This is a genomic window from Phenylobacterium sp., from assembly GCF_030693805.1.
Taxonomy (GTDB): Bacteria; Pseudomonadota; Alphaproteobacteria; order Caulobacterales; family Caulobacteraceae; genus Phenylobacterium.
On the sequence record NZ_JAUXZW010000115.1, the window covers coordinates 1 to 16,664 of the forward strand.

Below are 16,664 nucleotides of genomic sequence, written 5' to 3' on the forward strand. Positions count from 1 at the left end.
TCGACCGTCGGCTCGTTCGACCTGATCAACGACTGGGAAGCCACCGATCGCCTCGACTTCGGCGGCGCTGGCGTGTCCTACACGGAAAGCACCCAGGCGGACTTCACTACGGCGGAAACCTTCGCCAACGCCCAAATCGCGGCGGGTGTGGACGTGGTCGCAGTGCAAGTGGGGACCGACGTGGTGATCTTCACCGATAACGCGGCCGACAACGGCACCTATGAAGATGCGGTGGTCCTGGTGGGCCGCAGCGTCAACGACATCTCGGACACGAACATCGTCTAAGGTTCGCTTCCGGTAAGACTGAGTTTAAGGGCCGTCCTTCGGGGCGGCCCTTTTCTTTTGGGGTCTCCCTGCGATCCCGCCGAGCGTGCAGCCTCAAGATGTCCAACGCCGCCATCTACCTGGATCCGGAAGCCTACCTGACCAGCGGCGACGTGCTCATGGGACGCCATTCGGCGGGCGAGAGTTTCTTGCGCGGCTTCCTGCGGCACGGCGATGTCGACGGCTTCCGGTTCTGGAACGTGGCAGCCCGACCGTTGCCGGAACTCGAGGCGATGGTCGACGCGCTGCACGGCGACGCGCGCCCGCGTAGCTGGATCGGCATGCGCGACCGGGGACGACTGGGCGAGGCAGGCGCGGTCTATCTGCCGGGTCCTTTCGTCGGCCGCGAGGCTTGGCAACGCTCGCCGTTCGGCGCCAACGCCTACTCGATCTGCGGGATCACCCACACCACCGCCAGCGCCGAGATCCAGGCCGACATCGGCCAGCTGCTGGTCGCGCCGACCCAGGCGCATGACGCCCTGATCTGCACCTCAGAGGCGGTGCGCGCCGCGGTCGAGGCGCAGCTCGACGCCATCCGCGATTATCTGGCCTTCCAGTTCGGGCCGAGGCGCACGCCGGAACCACAGCGCGTCACCATCCCGCTCGGGATCAACACCGCCGATTTCGCCCGCACCGACGCCCAGCGAGCGACCTGGCGCGAACGGCTGGGTATCCCCGCAGACGCCGTCGTCGCGCTTTACGTCGGCCGGTTCAGCGCACTCGGCAAGATGAACCCGGGCGTCATGGCCCTGGCCCTCGAGGCCGCCGCCCGCGAGACCGGCCGCGAGGTCTGGTGGGTGTTGTCAGGCTGGGCGGAGGACGCGCAGGCCGAGGCGCGCTACCACGACGGCGCCCGCACGCTCTGTCCCTCGGTACGCTACGTCGTGGTCGACGGACGCCCAGCGGAGACCCGCTTCTCTATCTGGTCCGTCGCCGACGTGTTCATCAGCCTGTCTGACAATGTGCAGGAGACCTTTGGCCTGACCCCGCTGGAGGCTATGGCCGCCGGCCTGCCCAGCGTGGTCAGCGACTGGGACGGCTATCGCGACACGGTGCGCGACAACGTCGATGGATTCCGCATCCCGACCTGGGCGCCGTCGCCCGGCCAGGGGCGCGACCTGGCGTTCGGCTACGCCAACGGCTGGATCGATTACAGCAGCTATGTCGGCCTCGCCGCCCAGACGACCGCCGTCGACATCGCCAGGGCCGCCGATGCGATCGCCGTCCTCATCCGCCACCCGCGCATCGCGCGCGAGATGGGCGAAGCAGCCCAGGCGCATGCGCGCACCGAGTTCGACTGGTCGGTGATCATTCCCAGGTACCAGGCGCTGTGGGCGGACCTCGCGGCGCGGCGCGCGGCGGCGGCTCCATCGCCGGCCAACCCCGACAACCCCTGGCGGATGGACCCCTTCCGGGCGTTCGCCGGCTACGCGACGCGCCACATCACCGCGGCGACGCAGGTGGTCCTGTCCCCCGGCGTCACGCCCGCCTCGGCGATCGCGGTGCTGAAGAGCCCGATGGCTTCACTGGTGGCCTACAATTTCCCGACGCCCGACGAAGTGGAGGCGATCGTCGGCCGGCTTTCGCCCGAAGTCCCGCTCACGGTCTCCGGCCTGCTCGCTGACTTTCCCGCCGGCCGTCGCTACTTCCTTGAGCGCGGCCTGGGCTGGCTAGCGAAGTTCGGCGTCGTGCGCCTCGCCTGACGGTTCAGATGCGGATGTCGAAGCTGCGGGTCAGGGCGACCTTTCCGGCCCGAAACACCCGATACTCGCCGCGGTAGGCCCCCGTCGGCCAACCCGCCGCAGGCCTGCGCTTGCCGACGAAGACCAACTGCTGCGCCTTGTCGCGGTCGAGGGGCTTTGAGCGGTCCTGCGCCAGCACGCCGCCGTCCGGGGACTTGAGCGCAATCTCGATCTCGTCGCCGGCCTTCAGGCCGATGGCCCGGACATAGGCGATCAGCGCCGGCGAATCGGCGGTGGGCGGGGCGACGCTCCCGTCCTCCACCTGCTGCAAGGTCACGGGTTGGGCGGCGAAGCCGGCGTTCAGCACCGCGCCGGGCTTGTAGGCCATCGCCGCCCGCGCCTTGTCGCTCCATAGCGGCCCGCCCGAGGCAGGCGCGAAGGGATCCACCGAAACCCCGGCGTGGCGTACGTCCAGTTCGAGATGCGCGAATTCGGTGGCGCCCGACAGGCCGACGCGCGCGATCGGCTGGCCGGCGACGACGCTTTCGCCCGGCCTGACCGTCAGGCTGCCCTGCGCCAGGTGGCAGTACTGGGTTTCCCAGCCACCCCCATGGTCGATCACCACGCCGTTGCCGCACTCGCGCCCCGTCGTCGTGGTCGCGTCGGCCGCGCGGATCGAGACGTCAGGCACGCCGTCGCGCAGCCGCATCACCCGGCCCGGCGCCGCCGCCAGCACGGCGACGCCGGCGCGCTGGGCGGCCATGTCGGCGATACGGATGTCCGTTCCGCCGTGCCCGTCATAGCTTTGCCGCCCGCCGGCGTAGTCGCGGTAGTCGGGACCGGGATCGTGGTCGGGATACTGCTGCACCTCGCACCCGGCGCCGATGGTGCAGTCCAGGGGAAACGACAACTCCGGGCCCTCGCGAGCGGGCGGGGCGACGTGTGGCGGCGCAGCCTTGGGCGCGGCCGTCGAATCACCCGCGTCACCGCAGGCGCCCAGGGCGAGCAGAACGGCCAATACGGCTATGCGCATCAGGACTTCCCGGCTTTTCGATCGCTCCCAATACGGGCGCGCGCCGCCGGAAATATGGCGTCGGCTCAGCCGAAGCGGATGCCGGTGAGATCGCCCAGGCGCTCGGCGTCGCGGGCATAGACCCGGCGCAGGTGTTCAATGTCGCTGGTCGCGAGGTCGGAGCCATAGGCCATCTCGCGCCCCACATGCACGTCGCGTGCAGGGATCGCCGCGCGTTGCGGGGCGCCCAGGAATTCGCGGACCGCGGCCAGCGACGGGTTCGGATCGGCGCGCAGGTCCTCGGCGCGCAGCACCAGCAGTTGTTCGCGCGCGAACAGGGTCAGCAACCGTGCGACCTGCTCGCCGTAGAAGCCGCGCTCGACATAGCTGAACTCGCGGTGCACGCCCCACGGCTCGGCCTCGAACAGCCGCTGGCGGCCTTCTCTGATGCACCAGTTGAACGGATGGGTCTCGACGCCGCGCGAATATTCCATCCGCCACTGCGACCAGGCGCGCTGCACCGGATCGCGCAGCATCAGGATCAGCCTGGCGTCGGGATTGTAGGCGCGGATGCGTTCCAGCGCGTTCGGCCAGTAGGCGTAGATGGGCGTGGCCTCGCCGCGCAGGCCGTCCCGCGCGCCGAAGTGCGCGTGGTAGGCGTCGAAATCCGGCGCCGACCAATTCTGTGTCTCGTCATCGAAGAAATGCACTTCTTTGACGTCGGAGAGCGCCAGGGCGGGGTCATCGGACAGGAAGTCGAACATCGCCGTGGTCCCGGCCTTCTGGGCGCCGACGACGATGAAATCCACGCGCCGATCCCGATCCATGCCGCCTCGTTCAGCCGGAGCGCCGCAGCAGAGAGCCGCAGGCGCGCGATACGTCTTTCATCGCGCCCAGGACACGCGATATGCAGGGTCCAGTTACAGACGGGGACTGGCCGCGGCAAGTGCGCGGCCCGCGGCGGACGAAACCATGAAGACGGTCATTCTGGCGGGCGGCCTGGGCACCCGGATATCCGAGGAAAGCCACCTGCGCCCAAAGCCGATGATCGAAATCGGCGGGCGGCCGATCCTTTGGCACATCATGAAGATGTTCTCGGCGCACGGCTTCAACGACTTCGTCGTCTGCCTTGGCTACAAGGGCTACATCATCAAGGAGTACTTCTCGAATTACGTACTCCACAACGCCGATCTGACCGTCGATCTGGCCAAGGGTTCGGTCGAGTACCACGCCACCAATCACGAACCCTGGCGCGTGACCCTGGTCGATACCGGCCCCGAGACGATGACCGGCGGCCGGCTGAAGCGGGTGGCCCGGTATCTGGAACCCGGCGAGCCATTCTTCTTCACCTATGGCGACGGCGTGGCCGACGTGGACCTGACAGCGCTGGCCGCCTTCCATCGGGCGCACGGCAGGCAGGCGACGGTGACGGCCGTGGCGCCGCCCGGCCGCTACGGCGCGCTGGAGATCGCCGAGAACCGGGTCGAGCGGTTCATGGAAAAGCCGCCCGGCGACAACGGCCTGATCAACGGCGGCTTCTTCGTGCTTCAACCGCAGGTCGTCTCTCGCGTCGCCGACGACGCCACGCCGTTCGAGGCCGCGCCCCTTGAGGGCCTGGCCCGCGACGGCGAGCTGATGGCCTTCCGCCACGAGGGCTTCTGGGCGGCCATGGACACCCTGCGCGACAAGAACCACCTGGAGGCCCTGTGGGCGTCTGGCGAAGCGCCTTGGCGCCAGTGGACATGAGGACGCCGGACCCGAGCTTCTGGGCCGGCAAGCGTGTCCTGTTGACCGGCCACACAGGGTTCAAGGGATCATGGGCGGCGATCTGGCTGCACCGCCTTGGCGCGCAGGTCACCGGTCTCGCCCTGGCGCCCGACCAGGCGCCCAGCCTGTTCGACCTGGCCAGCGTCGATCACCTGGTCGCCTCGCGCATCGTCGACTTGCGTGACCAGGCCGCGGTGGACGCAAGCCTCGCAGAGCCCTTCGACATCGTCCTGCACCTGGCGGCCCAACCGATCGTGCGCACCGCGATCGAGGATCCGGTGTCGACCTTCGCGACCAACCTGATGGGACTGGCCCACCTGCTGCAGGGGTTGCGTCGGCAAGACAGCCTGCAGGCGATCCTGGTCGTCACTTCGGACAAGGTCTACGCCAACGCCGACCAGGGTCGCGCCTTCTGCGAAGCCGACGCGCTCGGCGGCAAGGACCCCTATTCGGCGTCGAAGGCGGCGGCGGAGATCGTCGCCGCGAGCTTTGCCCGCAGCTACTTCAACAATGCCGGCGTGCCGCTGGCCACCGCGCGGGGCGGCAACGTGATCGGCGGCGGCGACTTCTCCCGCGACCGCCTGGTCGCCGACATCGTCCGCGCGGCGGCGGGCGGCGAGGCGGTGGCGCTGCGCCACCCGGAAGCCACTCGACCCTGGCAGCATGTGCTGGACTGCCTGGCCGGCTACCTCGTCTACGCCGAGGCCCTGGCGTTGCGGGCGGATACCCCCCGCGCGCTCAACTTCGGCCCGGCGCCTGGCGGACCCGAGGTCAGCGTCGGCGAACTGGCCAGCCTGGCGGTCGAGGCGCTGGGCGCGAAGCCGTGGCGCCACGAGCCCGACCCGCATTCGATTGAAGCCAAGACCCTGGCGGTGGACGCGAGCGCCGCGCGGCGCGTGTTGGGCTTTGAGAGTCGGCTGGATGCGCCGGGCGCCGTCGCCCTGACCATGGAGTGGTATCGCCGACAGGGCGCGGGCGAGGACGCCTTGCGGCTTTGCGAAGCGCAGATCGCGGCTTACGAAGGCGGCCGATGACGCGCGCGCCCACCTGCCGATTCTGCTCAGCTCCGCTCACCCACACCTTCGTGGACCTGGGCGACCAGCCGTTGGCCAACAGCTACCTGACGGCGGCCGAGTTGGCGGCGGGAACCGAGCGCCGCTACCCGCTGCACGCGCGGGTATGCGACCGCTGCTTCCTGGTGCAGGTCGATGATCCTGTGTCGGCGGAAGAGATCTTCGACGGCGGCTACGCCTATTTCTCGTCGTACTCGCCGAGCTGGGTCGCGCACGCCAAGGCCTACGCCGAGGCGATGACCAGGCGGCTCGGTCTCGGCGACTCATCGCTGGTGGTCGAGGTGGCCAGCAACGACGGCTACCTGCTGCAGCACTTCGCGCAAGCGGGCGTGCCGGTGCTGGGGATCGAACCCACCGCCAACACCGCCCAGGCCGCGGTCGAGCGCGGCGTGCCCACCGAGGTCGCCTTCTTCAACGCCGCGACCGGTCAGGCGTTGGCGCAACGTGGCGTGCAAGCCGACCTGATGGCCGCCAACAACGTCCTGGCCCATGTGCCGGACATTGGCGACTTCGCCGCCGGCTTCCGCCACGTGCTGAAGCCGCAGGGCGTGCTGACCTTCGAGTTTCCGCACCTGCTGAACCTGATCGAGCAGGTGCAGTTCGACACCATCTACCACGAGCACTTCTCCTACCTGTCGCTGACCTCGGTGGAGCAGGTGTTGGCGGCTAACGGTCTGCGGCCCTTCGACGTGGAGTTGCTGTCCACCCACGGCGGGTCGCTGCGGCTGTTCTGCGCGCACCAGGCGTCCAACCATGTAGAGACCCAGGCGCTCCGCGACCTGCGCGCGCGCGAGGCGGCGGCGGGGCTGGGGCGCATCGAGACCTACGGCGGCTTCGCGCCCAAGGTAGAGGCGGTGCGCGACGGGTTCCTGGCGTTCCTGGCGCGGGCCAAGGGTGAGGGCGCGCGCGTCGCGGCCTATGGCGCGGCGGCCAAGGGCAACACCTTCCTCAACTACTGCGGCGTCGGCGCCCACGACATCGTCAGCGCCTTCGACGCCAATCCGCACAAGCAGGACCACTTCCTGCCGGGCAGCCATATCCCGATCCAGGCGCCGGCGCAGGTCGAGGTGGTGAGGCCCGACTATGTGCTGATCCTGCCCTGGAACCTGAAGGACGAGATCATCGACCAGCTCGCCTACGTGCGAGATTGGGGAGGGCGGTTCGTGACCGCCGCGCCGAACGTCAAGGTCTGGCCCTGATGCGCTTCAGCCCGACCGCGATCGCCGGCGTGGTGAGCGTCGACATCGAACCGGCGAGCGATGAGCGCGGCTTCTTCGCCCGGCTGTACTGCCCGCAGGAATTCGAGGCGGCGGGCCATCCGTTCGCGCCTGTGCAATCCAGCCTGTCGCACAACGCACAGGCCGGCACCCTGCGCGGTATGCACTATCAGACGCCGCCCCATGCCGAGGTGAAGCTGGTGCGGGTGACCCGCGGACGCGCTTTCGACGTGGCGCTCGACCTGCGCGAGGACAGTCCCACGCACCGACGCTGGACGGCGGCCGAGCTTTCCGCCGACAACGGCCGCGCGCTATTGATCCCGCACGGCGTCGCGCACGGCTTCCTCACCCTGGAGGCTGACACCGACGTGGTCTACCAGATCGACCAGATGTATCAGCCGGGCCACGACGCGGGCGTGCGCTGGGACGATCCGGCGTTTGCGATCGCGTGGCCGCAGTCGCCGCGGGTGATCTCTCCGCGCGACGCGGCCTATGCTTCATACGATCGCTGACGTCGCGATCGCACTGTCAGATGTCCGCGCGGCGCGCGGCGAGTGGATTGGGACTACCGGAATGTCCGACGAAAAAGCCTTGTCGTCGCTTCGCCAACTGGCCGCCGAGCCGGCCTGGCGCAGCGCCTTCATCCGCCAGATCCTGGCGCTGGAAGCCGAGATCGCCACGCCCGGCGTCGACATCCGCGAGGAGGTGACTGGACCGCTGGTCGACGCCCTGTTCGACGACGACCAGGTGGTGCGCAAGACGCTGTCGAACGGCGTCACCTTCGAGTTCCTCTACCGCTCGAAGATCGCCCGCGACTTCGTGATGTCGCAGCCGGAGACGCCCGACCACGCCTGGGAACCGCAGACCAGCCGCATCCTCGTGGACCTCGCCCGGCGCGCCAAGCAGGTGGTGATCGGCGGCGCCTACTTCGGCGACCACGCAATCCTCATCGCCCGCGAAGTCGCCGCCGGCGGCGGCGTGGTGCACGCCTTCGAGCCGAACAACGAACAGCGCGCCATGCTGCAGCGGAACGCCGAGCTGAACGGCCTGACGAACATCAGGCCTCGGTCGGAAGGCCTGTGGGACGACAGCTCCACCAACCTGAAGCTGGTCGGCTACGACTCCTTCGCCAGCGCCGAAGTGACTGCAGAGGGCGCTGACGACGGCTTCCGCACCATCACCATCTCCGACTATCTGGCGGCGGCGGGCGTCAACGCGCTCGACCTCATCGTGCTGGATATCGAGGGGGCGGAGATGGCGGCGCTCAAGGGCGCCGAGCCGTTCCTGGCCCAGCCGAAGGGTGAGGCGCCGGACATCCTGTTCGAGGTGCATCGCCACTACGTCGACTGGAGCGTCGGGCTGGAGAACACGCCGCTGGCCAGGTTCCTGACCGGGCATGGCTACGAGCTGTTCGCGCTGCGCGACTTCAACTCCAACTACGACCTGGCCGGCCGGCCGATCGAGCTTATCCCGCTGGGCGCGATCCACCTGGAAGGCCCGCCGCACGGCTTCAACATGGTGGCGGTGAAGGACGCCTCGGTGTTCGACAATGACCGCTACCTGATCTGCCGGGACGTGAGCCCGAAGCTGTTGCGCCACAAGGACCCGGCGCTGCACCACCCGATCGGCGGCCTCTAGGGCGGTGGCCGCTCGCGCCACCATCGTCGGCGCGGCCGGCTTCGTCGGCGGCCGGTTGAGGGAGAGGCTGGAGCGCGAGGGCGTCGAGGTTTTCACCCCCGCCAAGGGCGACCAGACGCTGTTCGAGCGCGACCTTGGCGTCGTCTACTACTGCGCCGGCCTGACCGCCGACTACGCCCAGCGGCCGTTCGACACCGTTGAGGCGCATGCCACGCTGGTCGCCGAGATCGCCGCCCGGGCGAGCTTCGAGCGCTTCGTCTACACGTCCTCCACAAGGCTCTACGACGCCGCCGATCGTGGGAGCGGCGACATGCACGAGGATCTGCCGCTGGCGCTGCGGCCGGCCGAGCCGCGCCACATCTACGACCTCAGCAAGGCGTTGGGCGAGAACATCGCACTGACCCAGATGACGGGACGCGGCGGCGTCGCCAGGCTGTCCAACGTGTTCGGCTGGCGTGACGGGGACCCAGGGTTCCTCTCCGAATGGCTGGTCGCCGCACGCGGCGGCCGCGCGCTGACCCTGCAATCCAGCCCGCACATCGCGCGCGATTACATCCATGTGGACGATGTGGTCGAAGCTCTGATCGCCATAGTTGCAGCGCCGGAACCTGGCGTCATCAACGTCGCCGGCGGCGCGCTCACCACCAACGCCGAGCTCGCGGCGCAGTTCGCCGAGGAGGGCTGGCGGGTGACCTTTACCGGCCAGGCCAACCCGCCCGCGCCGCCCAACGCCGACATCGCCCGCCTGCGGGCGCTTGGCGTAATCCCTCGCAGCGTGAAGGATGTGGTGCGCGGCTATCTGCGTACGGAGGCGCTGGCGTGAAGCTGATCGACCACACACGTTCCAGTCTCGTGGACTATACCGCCGCCCAGTGCGCGAACCTGATCCCCGATGGTCGCACCGAGGCGTTCCGCGACATCGTCGACGCCCATCTCGACGAGGCGCTGGAGCGGCTGCATCGCTGCATCAACGCCTGCGCACCCTGGCGACCGGACCAGTTCAACTATCTGCAGTCGTCGCAGTACTGCATCTACCTCTACTACCTCGCCAACACGATCTGGCGGCGGTCCGGCGACACCGGCGCGCCCACGCGATTGTTCCTGATGAACAAGGCGCTGAACGGCATCGACCTGTTCTACGAGATCGCCATGCCGGAGGAGTTTTACATCGGTCACAGCGTCGGCATCGTCCTGGCCAAGGCGACCTACGGCAACCGGCTGGTGCTCTATCAGAACGTCAACGTCGGCCGTCACCTGTCCGACATCCCGGTGATCGGCGACCGGGTGGTGCTCTATCCCGACAGCTCGGTGGTCGGCCGCGCAGTGATCGAAGACGGCGCCGTGCTGTCGCAAGGCGTGCGGGTGATCAACCGTACAGCGCCCGCCGGCTCCATGGTGTTCGCGGCGGAGCGTGGCGAACTCGCCTTTCGGCCTGCGCCCGCCGACCTGCTGAAGCAATACTTCCGCGATTAAGCTGACGCGGTGATGGCCGGGCGTTCGTCCATCCGCGTCGCGGCTACGACCACCTGGTTTCGTCCGCCCTGCTTTGCACGCAGAAGCGCCGCGTCCGCCGTCTGGGTCAGGCGATCGCGCGGACAATGAACAGGCGCGGTGGCGACGCCGACAGACGCTGTGATCGATCCAAGCGCCTTGCCGTCGTGGACGACATGAAGTGCGGCTATGCGTGTGCGCACCTCTTCCGCGCGTTCCGCCGCCTGGTCGACATCCATCCCGGGCATGAGCATCAGGAACTCTTCGCCGCCATAACGGAACACCAGGTTTCCTTCGCGGATCGATCGCTGGAGGGTCGCCCCCACTGCGCGCAGCACAGCGTCGCCGGCGTCATGGCCGTGGTCGTCGTTGAAGCGCTTGAAATGGTCGATGTCGATCATGGCGCAGCTGATCGGAGCGCCGTGGCGCTCGGACTCGGTGAGCTGGACCTCCAGCATGGTGTCGAGCTGTCGCCGGTTGGCGAGCTTGGTCAGGGGATCGGCCATCGCCAGGTCACGGAGGGCGTCGCGCAGGCGCAGGTTGTCCAAGGCCAGGGCGATGTTCTCGGCGAGCATCTTGAGATAGACGTCGCGCCCGTCCGACAGGCGCCTGCCGGGAAGCGGCTCGAAGTACAGCAGGCCGAACGCGCCCTGCTGGGCGGTCAGAGGCATGCAGAGGCTTTCCGGGACGTGGTCTCCCGACCATTCGAGGTGCCCGCAGGGGACATCCACATGGCCGTCGCTCGCCCGGTGCTCGTTGCCACGCCGCAGCCCCCAGCATGACAGGGGCGAGAACTCGGCGCGCGAATGCACGGGGTCCAGCCACGAGCAGCCCTCGACCAGGACGTTGCGGGAACTGTCGAGCAGATAGAGGCGGCCCGCGAGTTCGGGCATCACCTCGGGGGCGAAGCGTTGGATCACGCCCTCCAGGTCAGCCAGGGTGTCGCACCGCTGCATCCGCTGGGTCATGCGCGAGATCAGGTCGCGCATCGCGCGGTCCGCGTCGCGTTCCTGCTCCAGCCGCTGGCGCTCGATGCCGTTCTCGCGGAACACGCGCAGGGCCTGGGCCATGTCGCCGATCTCGTCGATCTGTTCGTACTCGGGCGGCTCGGCGGCATAGTCCTGGGCGGCCAGACGGCTCACCACGTCGCTGAGTTTGACGACGGGACGCAGCACGCGCTGGCGGAACACGAAGAACAGCACGCAAAGGAACAGGAAGCCTGTGCCGCCCAGCACGACCTCCGACGCCGTGCGCCAGAGTTTCGACGTGCTGATCGCCGCCTTCACCTCGGCGTCGGTGCGCTGATCGATCCGGTACTGGAAGCGCTCGATATCGCTGCGGACACGATCCAGCTCGCGCTCGTATTCGGACGCGAAGAGGATGTTGATGGCGGTGGTGCGATCGCCAGTCTCGGCTGCGGTGAGGGCCTGCTGCTGCTCATCCTGCAGAGCGTCCGTCCAGCGGAGCGCATCCCGGAGCGCATTCAGCTCGTCCGCACCCGCCCCGGCGTCCCGGATGTGTTTAACGCGATCTTCGACCACGCGAAGACGTTTGAGCTCGTGGCGGTAGGCCGCCAAGGCCGAGGCGTCGCCGGCGACCGCGTATTGGCGCGCCAATGCGCTCAAGGCGAAGACCTCCTCGGAGATCATCGATGTGGCGTGATCGAGTTCGTAGCGCTGGGCGACGGCGGCTCGCTCGCGGTCCTGGGCGGCTGACGCCAGCAGCATGGTCGAACAGGAGGCGAGGGCGAGCGCCACTGTGCAACCGTAGGCCCAGTTGGTGATGGTGGCTAAACGCATGAACTCGCTTATAGGGCGAGTGAGGCGCCTGAACGATTAACGCCCTGACGCCGGTTCCCGCGCCCTGCTAGCCCTGAACGGCGCTGGCGATCAGATCGAAGAAGTCACGGGTGAAGGTCTCGCCCTGGCCGAGCGGACTGGCGCGCAGACGCTGGCGCAGACCGGAGCGCAGCCCGGCCAACCGCGCGCGATCGGCCGCTAGGGCCACGGCGGTCTCCACAAACTCCGCTACGCTGACGCTCGACAGTTCGCCCAGCCCGGCGTTGGTCAGGATCGAGTGGCTGAGCCGCTCGAACACCGCTTCGCCGCGTAGGGAGATGACCGGAACGCCCATCCACAACGCTTCGCAGGTGGTGGTGCCGCCGGTGAGCGGGAAGGTGTCGAGCGAGACGTCCATGCGCCCGTAGTGCTGCAGGTGGTCGCCCCACGACGGCTGAAACAGCAGGCGCTGCTCCGCGACCCCGGCCTCGGCGAAGGCGCGGCGCATGTTGTCGCGGAAGGCCGGCGCGGCGGCTTCCGGGCGCACGAACAGGAAGCGGGCGTCGGGCGTGCGCGCCACCACCTGCGCCCAGGCTTGCAGCATCGGGCGGGTGTACTTGTTCGGATTGTTGGCTGTGCCGAAGGTGATGAAGCGGTTGGCGTCCTGCGGCGGAGCGCCGACCGGTGGGTGATCGGTGAACGCCTGGGCGCCCAGCGCCAGCCAGGTGCTGGGCATGATCAGCGGACGCTCGACCAGAAGCCCCGGATCGCCAGGCCGAAGGTGCGGATCGAGGATCAGGTGGTCGATGTCGGCGAGGCCCACCGAATGAGGGTAGCCCAGCCAGCTCGCCTGAACCCGGGCCGGGCGATAGGCCATCACCTGCACGTGGTTCCAGCGGGTCGTGGCGCCCATCTCGATCAGCATGTCGAGGCCGTCGGCGGCGATCGCCTGGGCCGCGTCGCGCTCGGCCGCGCCGGGCATGACCCGAAAGCCTTCGATCTGGCCGGCGATGCGCGCCTGCACCGCATCCGCCTCGCCGGGAAAGAACGAGTAGGCGTAAAGGTCGAACCGGTCGCGGTCGTAATGCTCGAACAGCCCTTGCGCGAAATGGCCGACGGCATGGCGGCGCAGGTCCGAGGATAGGAAGCCGATCCGCAGCTTCTCGCGCGGCGCCCTGGGTCGGCGCTCCACCGGATTGCGCGCCGCACGTCGCTCGATCGGGGCCGCCCACATCCGGTGCTGGTGCAGCAGCTCCCGCCGATCTTGCGCCGTGCGCACCCGTGGCAACTGCGAGAGCAGGGCGGCGTGCTGGCCGTTCAGCGCCCAGTAGCGACCGAGCGTTTCGAAGCCCCCCACCGCTTCGGCGGCGTCGACGTCGCCGGCCTGGGCGAGGATGCCGCGCAGGACGAAGGCATGCTCCACGGGCGCAGGCCCGCCACGCGCCGTCATGGCGCGCGCCGCCTCATAGGCCGGCTGCAGAAGGTCGGACCGTCCGACCCCCGCCGCCCGCGACTGGGCGTGCGCCAGCGCCAGGCGATGAAGGGCGGAGTTGGGCGCGGCGGCGACACCACGTTCGGCATGCGCGAGGGAGGCTGCGAGGTCGCTGTCCAGCAGCAGCCGGGCCAGCTGCAGATGCGCCCAGGCCGCGTCGGGCCGGGTGCGCAGCGCGGCCTCGAGGCAGGCACGCGCCTCGTCGGCCCGGCCGGCGCGGATCAGGACCTCGGCGCGCCGTTCCACCAGCCGCGGCGCATCCGGCAGCGGCGCTTGCGCGGCGTCGAGGATGGACAGCGCCTCCTCGTGTCGCTGGCGCTCGCTGGCCAGCATCGCGCGATCGCGCCAGGCTTCGATGAACCGGGGATCGCAGCGCAGGGCTTCGGCGAGCGCCGCGTCGGCCGCTTCCAACTCGCCCAGGTGACGCTGAGCGCGGCCCATCATGTGGTGCAACTGGGCGTCGTCGGGATGGGCCGCCAGCAACTGGCTGAGAATCTCGGCGGCGGCGGCGCCGTCACCGCGGTCGTTGTGGACGTTGGCCAGATTGTACAGCGGTCCCGGATCGCCCAGGCGAAGGGTGTGGGCGGTCGTCAGCGCCTCGACCGCCTCGTCGAAGCGGCGTTGGCGCCGCAGAGCCACGCCCAGCGCTTGCCGCAGGTCGAAATCCTCGCCCAGCGTTTCCAGCCCGCGCCGCGCCCAGGTCTCGGCTGCATCGGCGCGTCCCGTCTGGATGAAGCCGGCGCAGAGACGGGCGATCAGCCCTGCGGCCACTGGCTCGCCGGCGGCCAGGGCCGCGTCCAGCGCCTGCGCGGCGCCGGCCAGATCACCGGCCGCCAGGGCCGGCTCGGCGTCGCCTGGCGGGGTCATCGGCTCACGCCGTCTCGCGCACGCCCAAGCGGCTTTGGACGGTGCTGGCCACCAGGTCGTAGAAGTCCCTGGCGAACTGTTCGTTCTGGCCCAGCGGGCTTGCACGCATGCGCTCGCGCAAGCTGTGGCGCAGCGCGAGGCGCTGGTCCCGGTCCGCGGCCAGGTCCACCGCGATCCTCACGAAGTCGTCGAGGTTGTCGGCGATATGGTGGGCGAGGCCGAGGTTGGTCAGGATCGAACCGCTGAGCCGTTCGAACAGCGCCTTGCCGCGCAGGTTGACCACCGGCACGCCCATCCACAGCGCCTCGCAGGTGGTGGTCCCGCCGGTCAGCGGGAACGGGTCCAGGGTGATGTCGATCTCGTTGTAGTAGGCCATATGCAGGCCACGCACGACACGGTGGACGATGCGATCGGCCGAGACGCCCTCGGCGGCGAAGTACTTTTCGATGTTCTTGCGGAATGTCTCCGACCCGCCCTCGGGGCGCACGAACTGGAAGCGCGAGCCAGGGACGGCGGCGACCACCCTGGCCCAGGCGCGGAGCACGGCCTCGCTGTACTTGTGCGGGTTGTTGGCGGTGCCGAAGGTGATGCAGCCAGCAGCGTCCTGCGGCAGGCCCTCGTTGATCTTGTAGTTCTCGGAGAATGCGCGCCGCCCGAGCGCCAGCCAGGTCTTGGGCATGACCATCGGCGTTTCGATCAGCAGCTTGGGGTCCTCGGGCACGAGGTTCGGATCGAGCACGATGTAGTCGATGGCGCTCAGGCCCGCCGAGTGCGGATAGCCCAGCCAGCTCGCCTGCAGCCGGGCCGGCCTGTAGGCCATCACCTCCAGCTTGTTCATATGGGTCGAACCGCCCAGCTCGATGAGCATGTCCAGGTCGTCGTCGGCGATCATCTGCGCCGCGGCGTAGCCGGAGATGTCCGGGTTCCACCGATAGCCGGCGACGCGCGAGGCGATGTACTTCTGAACCACGTCTTCCTGGCCCTGGTAGAACGAATAGCAGAAGACCTCGAAGCGCTCGTCGTCGAGGTATTCGAATAGCGGATAGGCAAAGTAGCCCACCGGATGGCTGCGCAGGTCCGACGACATGAAGCCCAGCCGGATCTTGCCGCCCTCGCGGCGGGCTTTGGCCTTCTTGACCGGCGTGCGGGCCGCCAGCACCAGAGCGGCGTCGCCCCAGATCCGGTGCTGTTCCAGCAGTTCGTAGCGGTCTTCATCGTTCTGCACTCTGGCCAGATGCTTCAGCAGCGCCGTATGGCGGCCCGACTCCGCCCAGCCGCGGCCGAGGTCGCGGAAGCTCCCCAGCGCGTCGAGTTCCTCGAAGGCGCAGACGCGGATCAGCACCTCGTTGGCGACCTTATTGAACTTCGGCGTCGGCTCGCCGAGCTTCAGGGCCAGGGTCTCCTGCAGCAGCTTGTAGCCGGCCTCGATGTTGGCGCCCTCGTCGCCGTGGCGTGAGCGCTCCAGGCTCTCGACCATCGCCATGCGGTATTCGAGGTTGTCAGGCTCCAGCGCGACGGCGCGGCCAAGATGGTCGTTGGCGCGGGCCCGGTCGCGGTCGGAAATCGACGCGCCCAGGGCGTGTTGCAGCCAGGCCTCGTCGCCGTAGGTCGGCAACAGCGACGTCAGGAAGTCCTCGGTGGCCTGGGCCAGGCCCATCCGCCGCAGGATCGAGGCCTTGGCCTCCAGCAGGCGCCGCTCCCCGGGGGCGGCCGCGACGGCGCGCTCGGCGATGTCGACGGCGGCGTCGAAGTTGAGCCGCTCGCACTCCATGCCGGACCAGTCCATCCAGGCGTCGACGTAGTCCTTCTTCAGCGTCACCGCCTGGCGGCAACGTACCGCCGCCTGGTCGTAACGCTTTTGGTTGATCAGGGCGCGTCCCAGGCCGCGTTGATATTCGGCGTTACGCGGGTCCAGGCGCACGAGCTTGGAGAACACCGCCTCCGCCGCTGGCCCGTTGGCCAGGTCGTTGTAGATGTTGCCCTTGTTGATCAACGGCGCGTTGGACTTGGGATTGAGCTTCTGGGCCTGATCCAACGCCTTGATCGCGTCGTCATAGCGTCGCGCGCGGCGCAGAATGACCCCGTAGAGGTTCCACAGCTCGAACTCCTTGGGGAAGCGGGCGACCGTCTTGCCGGCCCACTCGGCCGCTTCGTCGTAGCGCTTCGCCTCGTAGAGCTTCAGGCTCAGCACCCGGTAGACCTGCAGGGTCTGGGCGGGGTCTTCGGTCAACACCGTCGACAGCAGGTCGATGGCTTCGGACGCCTTGCCGGCTTTCAGAGCGGCGTCCGCCGCCAGCAGCCTGTCGTCCATTCGCCGCCTCCG

14 protein-coding genes are annotated in these 16,664 nt (G+C 68.8%); 9 read left to right on the plus strand and 5 right to left on the minus strand.

The window, feature by feature from the left end; genetic code table 11:
- Together Q8M88_RS04965 and Q8M88_RS04970 are read left to right on the plus strand one after the other, a co-directional pair.
- On the plus strand, positions 1-285 hold a 285-nt coding region (locus Q8M88_RS04965; RefSeq protein ID WP_371132631.1), incomplete at its 5' end, for a hypothetical protein.
- 98 nt (positions 286-383) lie between these two features.
- Positions 384-2,027 carry a glycosyltransferase family 4 protein gene (locus tag Q8M88_RS04970; RefSeq protein WP_305595139.1) on the plus strand — a complete coding sequence of 548 codons (1,644 nt, stop codon included), beginning with the start codon at positions 384-386 and terminating at the stop codon, positions 2,025-2,027.
- Positions 2,028-2,031: 4 nt separating this feature from the next.
- Here Q8M88_RS04970 and Q8M88_RS04975 read toward each other — a convergent pair whose 3' ends face one another.
- A complete protein-coding gene (locus Q8M88_RS04975) occupies positions 2,032-3,039 on the minus strand; it encodes a M23 family metallopeptidase (protein WP_305595140.1) in 1,008 nt (335 codons plus the stop codon).
- Positions 3,040-3,104: 65 nt separating this feature from the next.
- The gene (locus Q8M88_RS04980; protein WP_305595141.1) at positions 3,105-3,827 is read right to left on the minus strand and encodes a sulfotransferase domain-containing protein; all 723 of its coding nucleotides are present in this window, start codon (positions 3,825-3,827) and stop codon (positions 3,105-3,107) included.
- A gap of 163 nt (positions 3,828-3,990) precedes the next feature.
- On the opposite strand from Q8M88_RS04980, the gene rfbF reads away from it, so the two are divergent.
- From rfbF to Q8M88_RS05015, 7 genes are all read left to right on the plus strand, one after another.
- The gene (gene rfbF / locus Q8M88_RS04985) at positions 3,991-4,764 is read left to right on the plus strand and encodes a glucose-1-phosphate cytidylyltransferase (protein WP_305595142.1); all 774 of its coding nucleotides are present in this window, start codon (positions 3,991-3,993) and stop codon (positions 4,762-4,764) included.
- Positions 4,761-5,819: a CDP-glucose 4,6-dehydratase gene (gene rfbG / locus Q8M88_RS04990; RefSeq protein ID WP_305595143.1), complete on the plus strand. Its 1,059-nt coding sequence runs from the start codon at positions 4,761-4,763 to the stop codon at positions 5,817-5,819. The genes rfbF and rfbG overlap by 4 nt, the downstream gene beginning before the upstream one ends.
- Positions 5,816-7,057, plus strand: a complete 1,242-nt coding sequence (locus Q8M88_RS04995; protein WP_305595144.1) for a class I SAM-dependent methyltransferase — start codon at positions 5,816-5,818, stop codon at positions 7,055-7,057. Before rfbG ends, Q8M88_RS04995 begins: the two co-directional genes overlap by 4 nt.
- Positions 7,057-7,587, plus strand: a complete 531-nt coding sequence (rfbC, locus tag Q8M88_RS05000) for a dTDP-4-dehydrorhamnose 3,5-epimerase (protein ID WP_305595145.1) — start codon at positions 7,057-7,059, stop codon at positions 7,585-7,587. The genes Q8M88_RS04995 and rfbC overlap by 1 nt, the downstream gene beginning before the upstream one ends.
- 61 nt (positions 7,588-7,648) lie before the next feature.
- Complete coding sequence (locus tag Q8M88_RS05005; protein WP_305595146.1) at positions 7,649-8,713, plus strand: FkbM family methyltransferase; 1,065 nt, start codon at positions 7,649-7,651, stop codon at positions 8,711-8,713.
- Positions 8,714-8,717: 4 nt separating this feature from the next.
- Complete coding sequence (locus Q8M88_RS05010) at positions 8,718-9,536, plus strand: NAD(P)-dependent oxidoreductase (RefSeq protein WP_305595147.1); 819 nt, start codon at positions 8,718-8,720, stop codon at positions 9,534-9,536.
- Entirely contained in the window at positions 9,533-10,186 is a 654-nt protein-coding gene (locus tag Q8M88_RS05015) for a hypothetical protein (RefSeq protein ID WP_305595148.1), read from the plus strand. The genes Q8M88_RS05010 and Q8M88_RS05015 overlap by 4 nt, the downstream gene beginning before the upstream one ends.
- Here Q8M88_RS05015 and Q8M88_RS05020 read toward each other — a convergent pair.
- The 3 genes from Q8M88_RS05020 to Q8M88_RS05030 all read right to left on the minus strand — a co-directional run bounded on the left by Q8M88_RS05020 (position 10,183) and on the right by Q8M88_RS05030 (position 16,652).
- On the minus strand, positions 10,183-12,003 hold the full coding sequence (locus Q8M88_RS05020) for a sensor domain-containing diguanylate cyclase (protein WP_305595149.1): 1,821 nt from the start codon (positions 12,001-12,003) through the stop codon (positions 10,183-10,185). The two genes, Q8M88_RS05015 and Q8M88_RS05020, sit on opposite strands and share 4 nt — an antisense overlap.
- A 67-nt stretch (positions 12,004-12,070) precedes the next feature.
- The gene (locus tag Q8M88_RS05025; protein WP_305595150.1) at positions 12,071-14,341 is read right to left on the minus strand and encodes a glycosyltransferase family 41 protein; all 2,271 of its coding nucleotides are present in this window, start codon (positions 14,339-14,341) and stop codon (positions 12,071-12,073) included.
- Between the two features lie 4 nt (positions 14,342-14,345).
- Positions 14,346-16,652 (minus strand): tetratricopeptide repeat protein, encoded by a 2,307-nt coding sequence (locus Q8M88_RS05030; RefSeq protein ID WP_305595151.1) that lies wholly within the window; start codon positions 16,650-16,652, stop codon positions 14,346-14,348.
- Positions 16,653-16,664: the final 12 nt, after the last annotated feature.

What these genes read in the sequence shown, in the direction of transcription:
- Q8M88_RS04970 (WP_305595139.1), top strand. Translation starts at nt 384, where the DNA reads ATGTCCAACGCCGCCATCTACCTGGATCCGGAAGCCTACCTGACCAGC.
- Q8M88_RS04975 (WP_305595140.1), bottom strand. Translation starts at nt 3,039, where the DNA reads ATGCGCATAGCCGTATTGGCCGTTCTGCTCGCCCTGGGCGCCTGCGGT.
- rfbF (WP_305595142.1), top strand. Translation starts at nt 3,991, where the DNA reads ATGAAGACGGTCATTCTGGCGGGCGGCCTGGGCACCCGGATATCCGAG.
- rfbG (WP_305595143.1), top strand. Translation starts at nt 4,761, where the DNA reads ATGAGGACGCCGGACCCGAGCTTCTGGGCCGGCAAGCGTGTCCTGTTG.
- Q8M88_RS04995 (WP_305595144.1), top strand. Translation starts at nt 5,816, where the DNA reads ATGACGCGCGCGCCCACCTGCCGATTCTGCTCAGCTCCGCTCACCCAC.
- rfbC (WP_305595145.1), top strand. Translation starts at nt 7,057, where the DNA reads ATGCGCTTCAGCCCGACCGCGATCGCCGGCGTGGTGAGCGTCGACATC.
- Q8M88_RS05005 (WP_305595146.1), top strand. Translation starts at nt 7,649, where the DNA reads ATGTCCGACGAAAAAGCCTTGTCGTCGCTTCGCCAACTGGCCGCCGAG.
- Q8M88_RS05020 (WP_305595149.1), bottom strand. Translation starts at nt 12,003, where the DNA reads ATGCGTTTAGCCACCATCACCAACTGGGCCTACGGTTGCACAGTGGCG.
- Q8M88_RS05025 (WP_305595150.1), bottom strand. Translation starts at nt 14,341, where the DNA reads ATGACCCCGCCAGGCGACGCCGAGCCGGCCCTGGCGGCCGGTGATCTG.
- Q8M88_RS05030 (WP_305595151.1), bottom strand. Translation starts at nt 16,652, where the DNA reads ATGGACGACAGGCTGCTGGCGGCGGACGCCGCTCTGAAAGCCGGCAAG.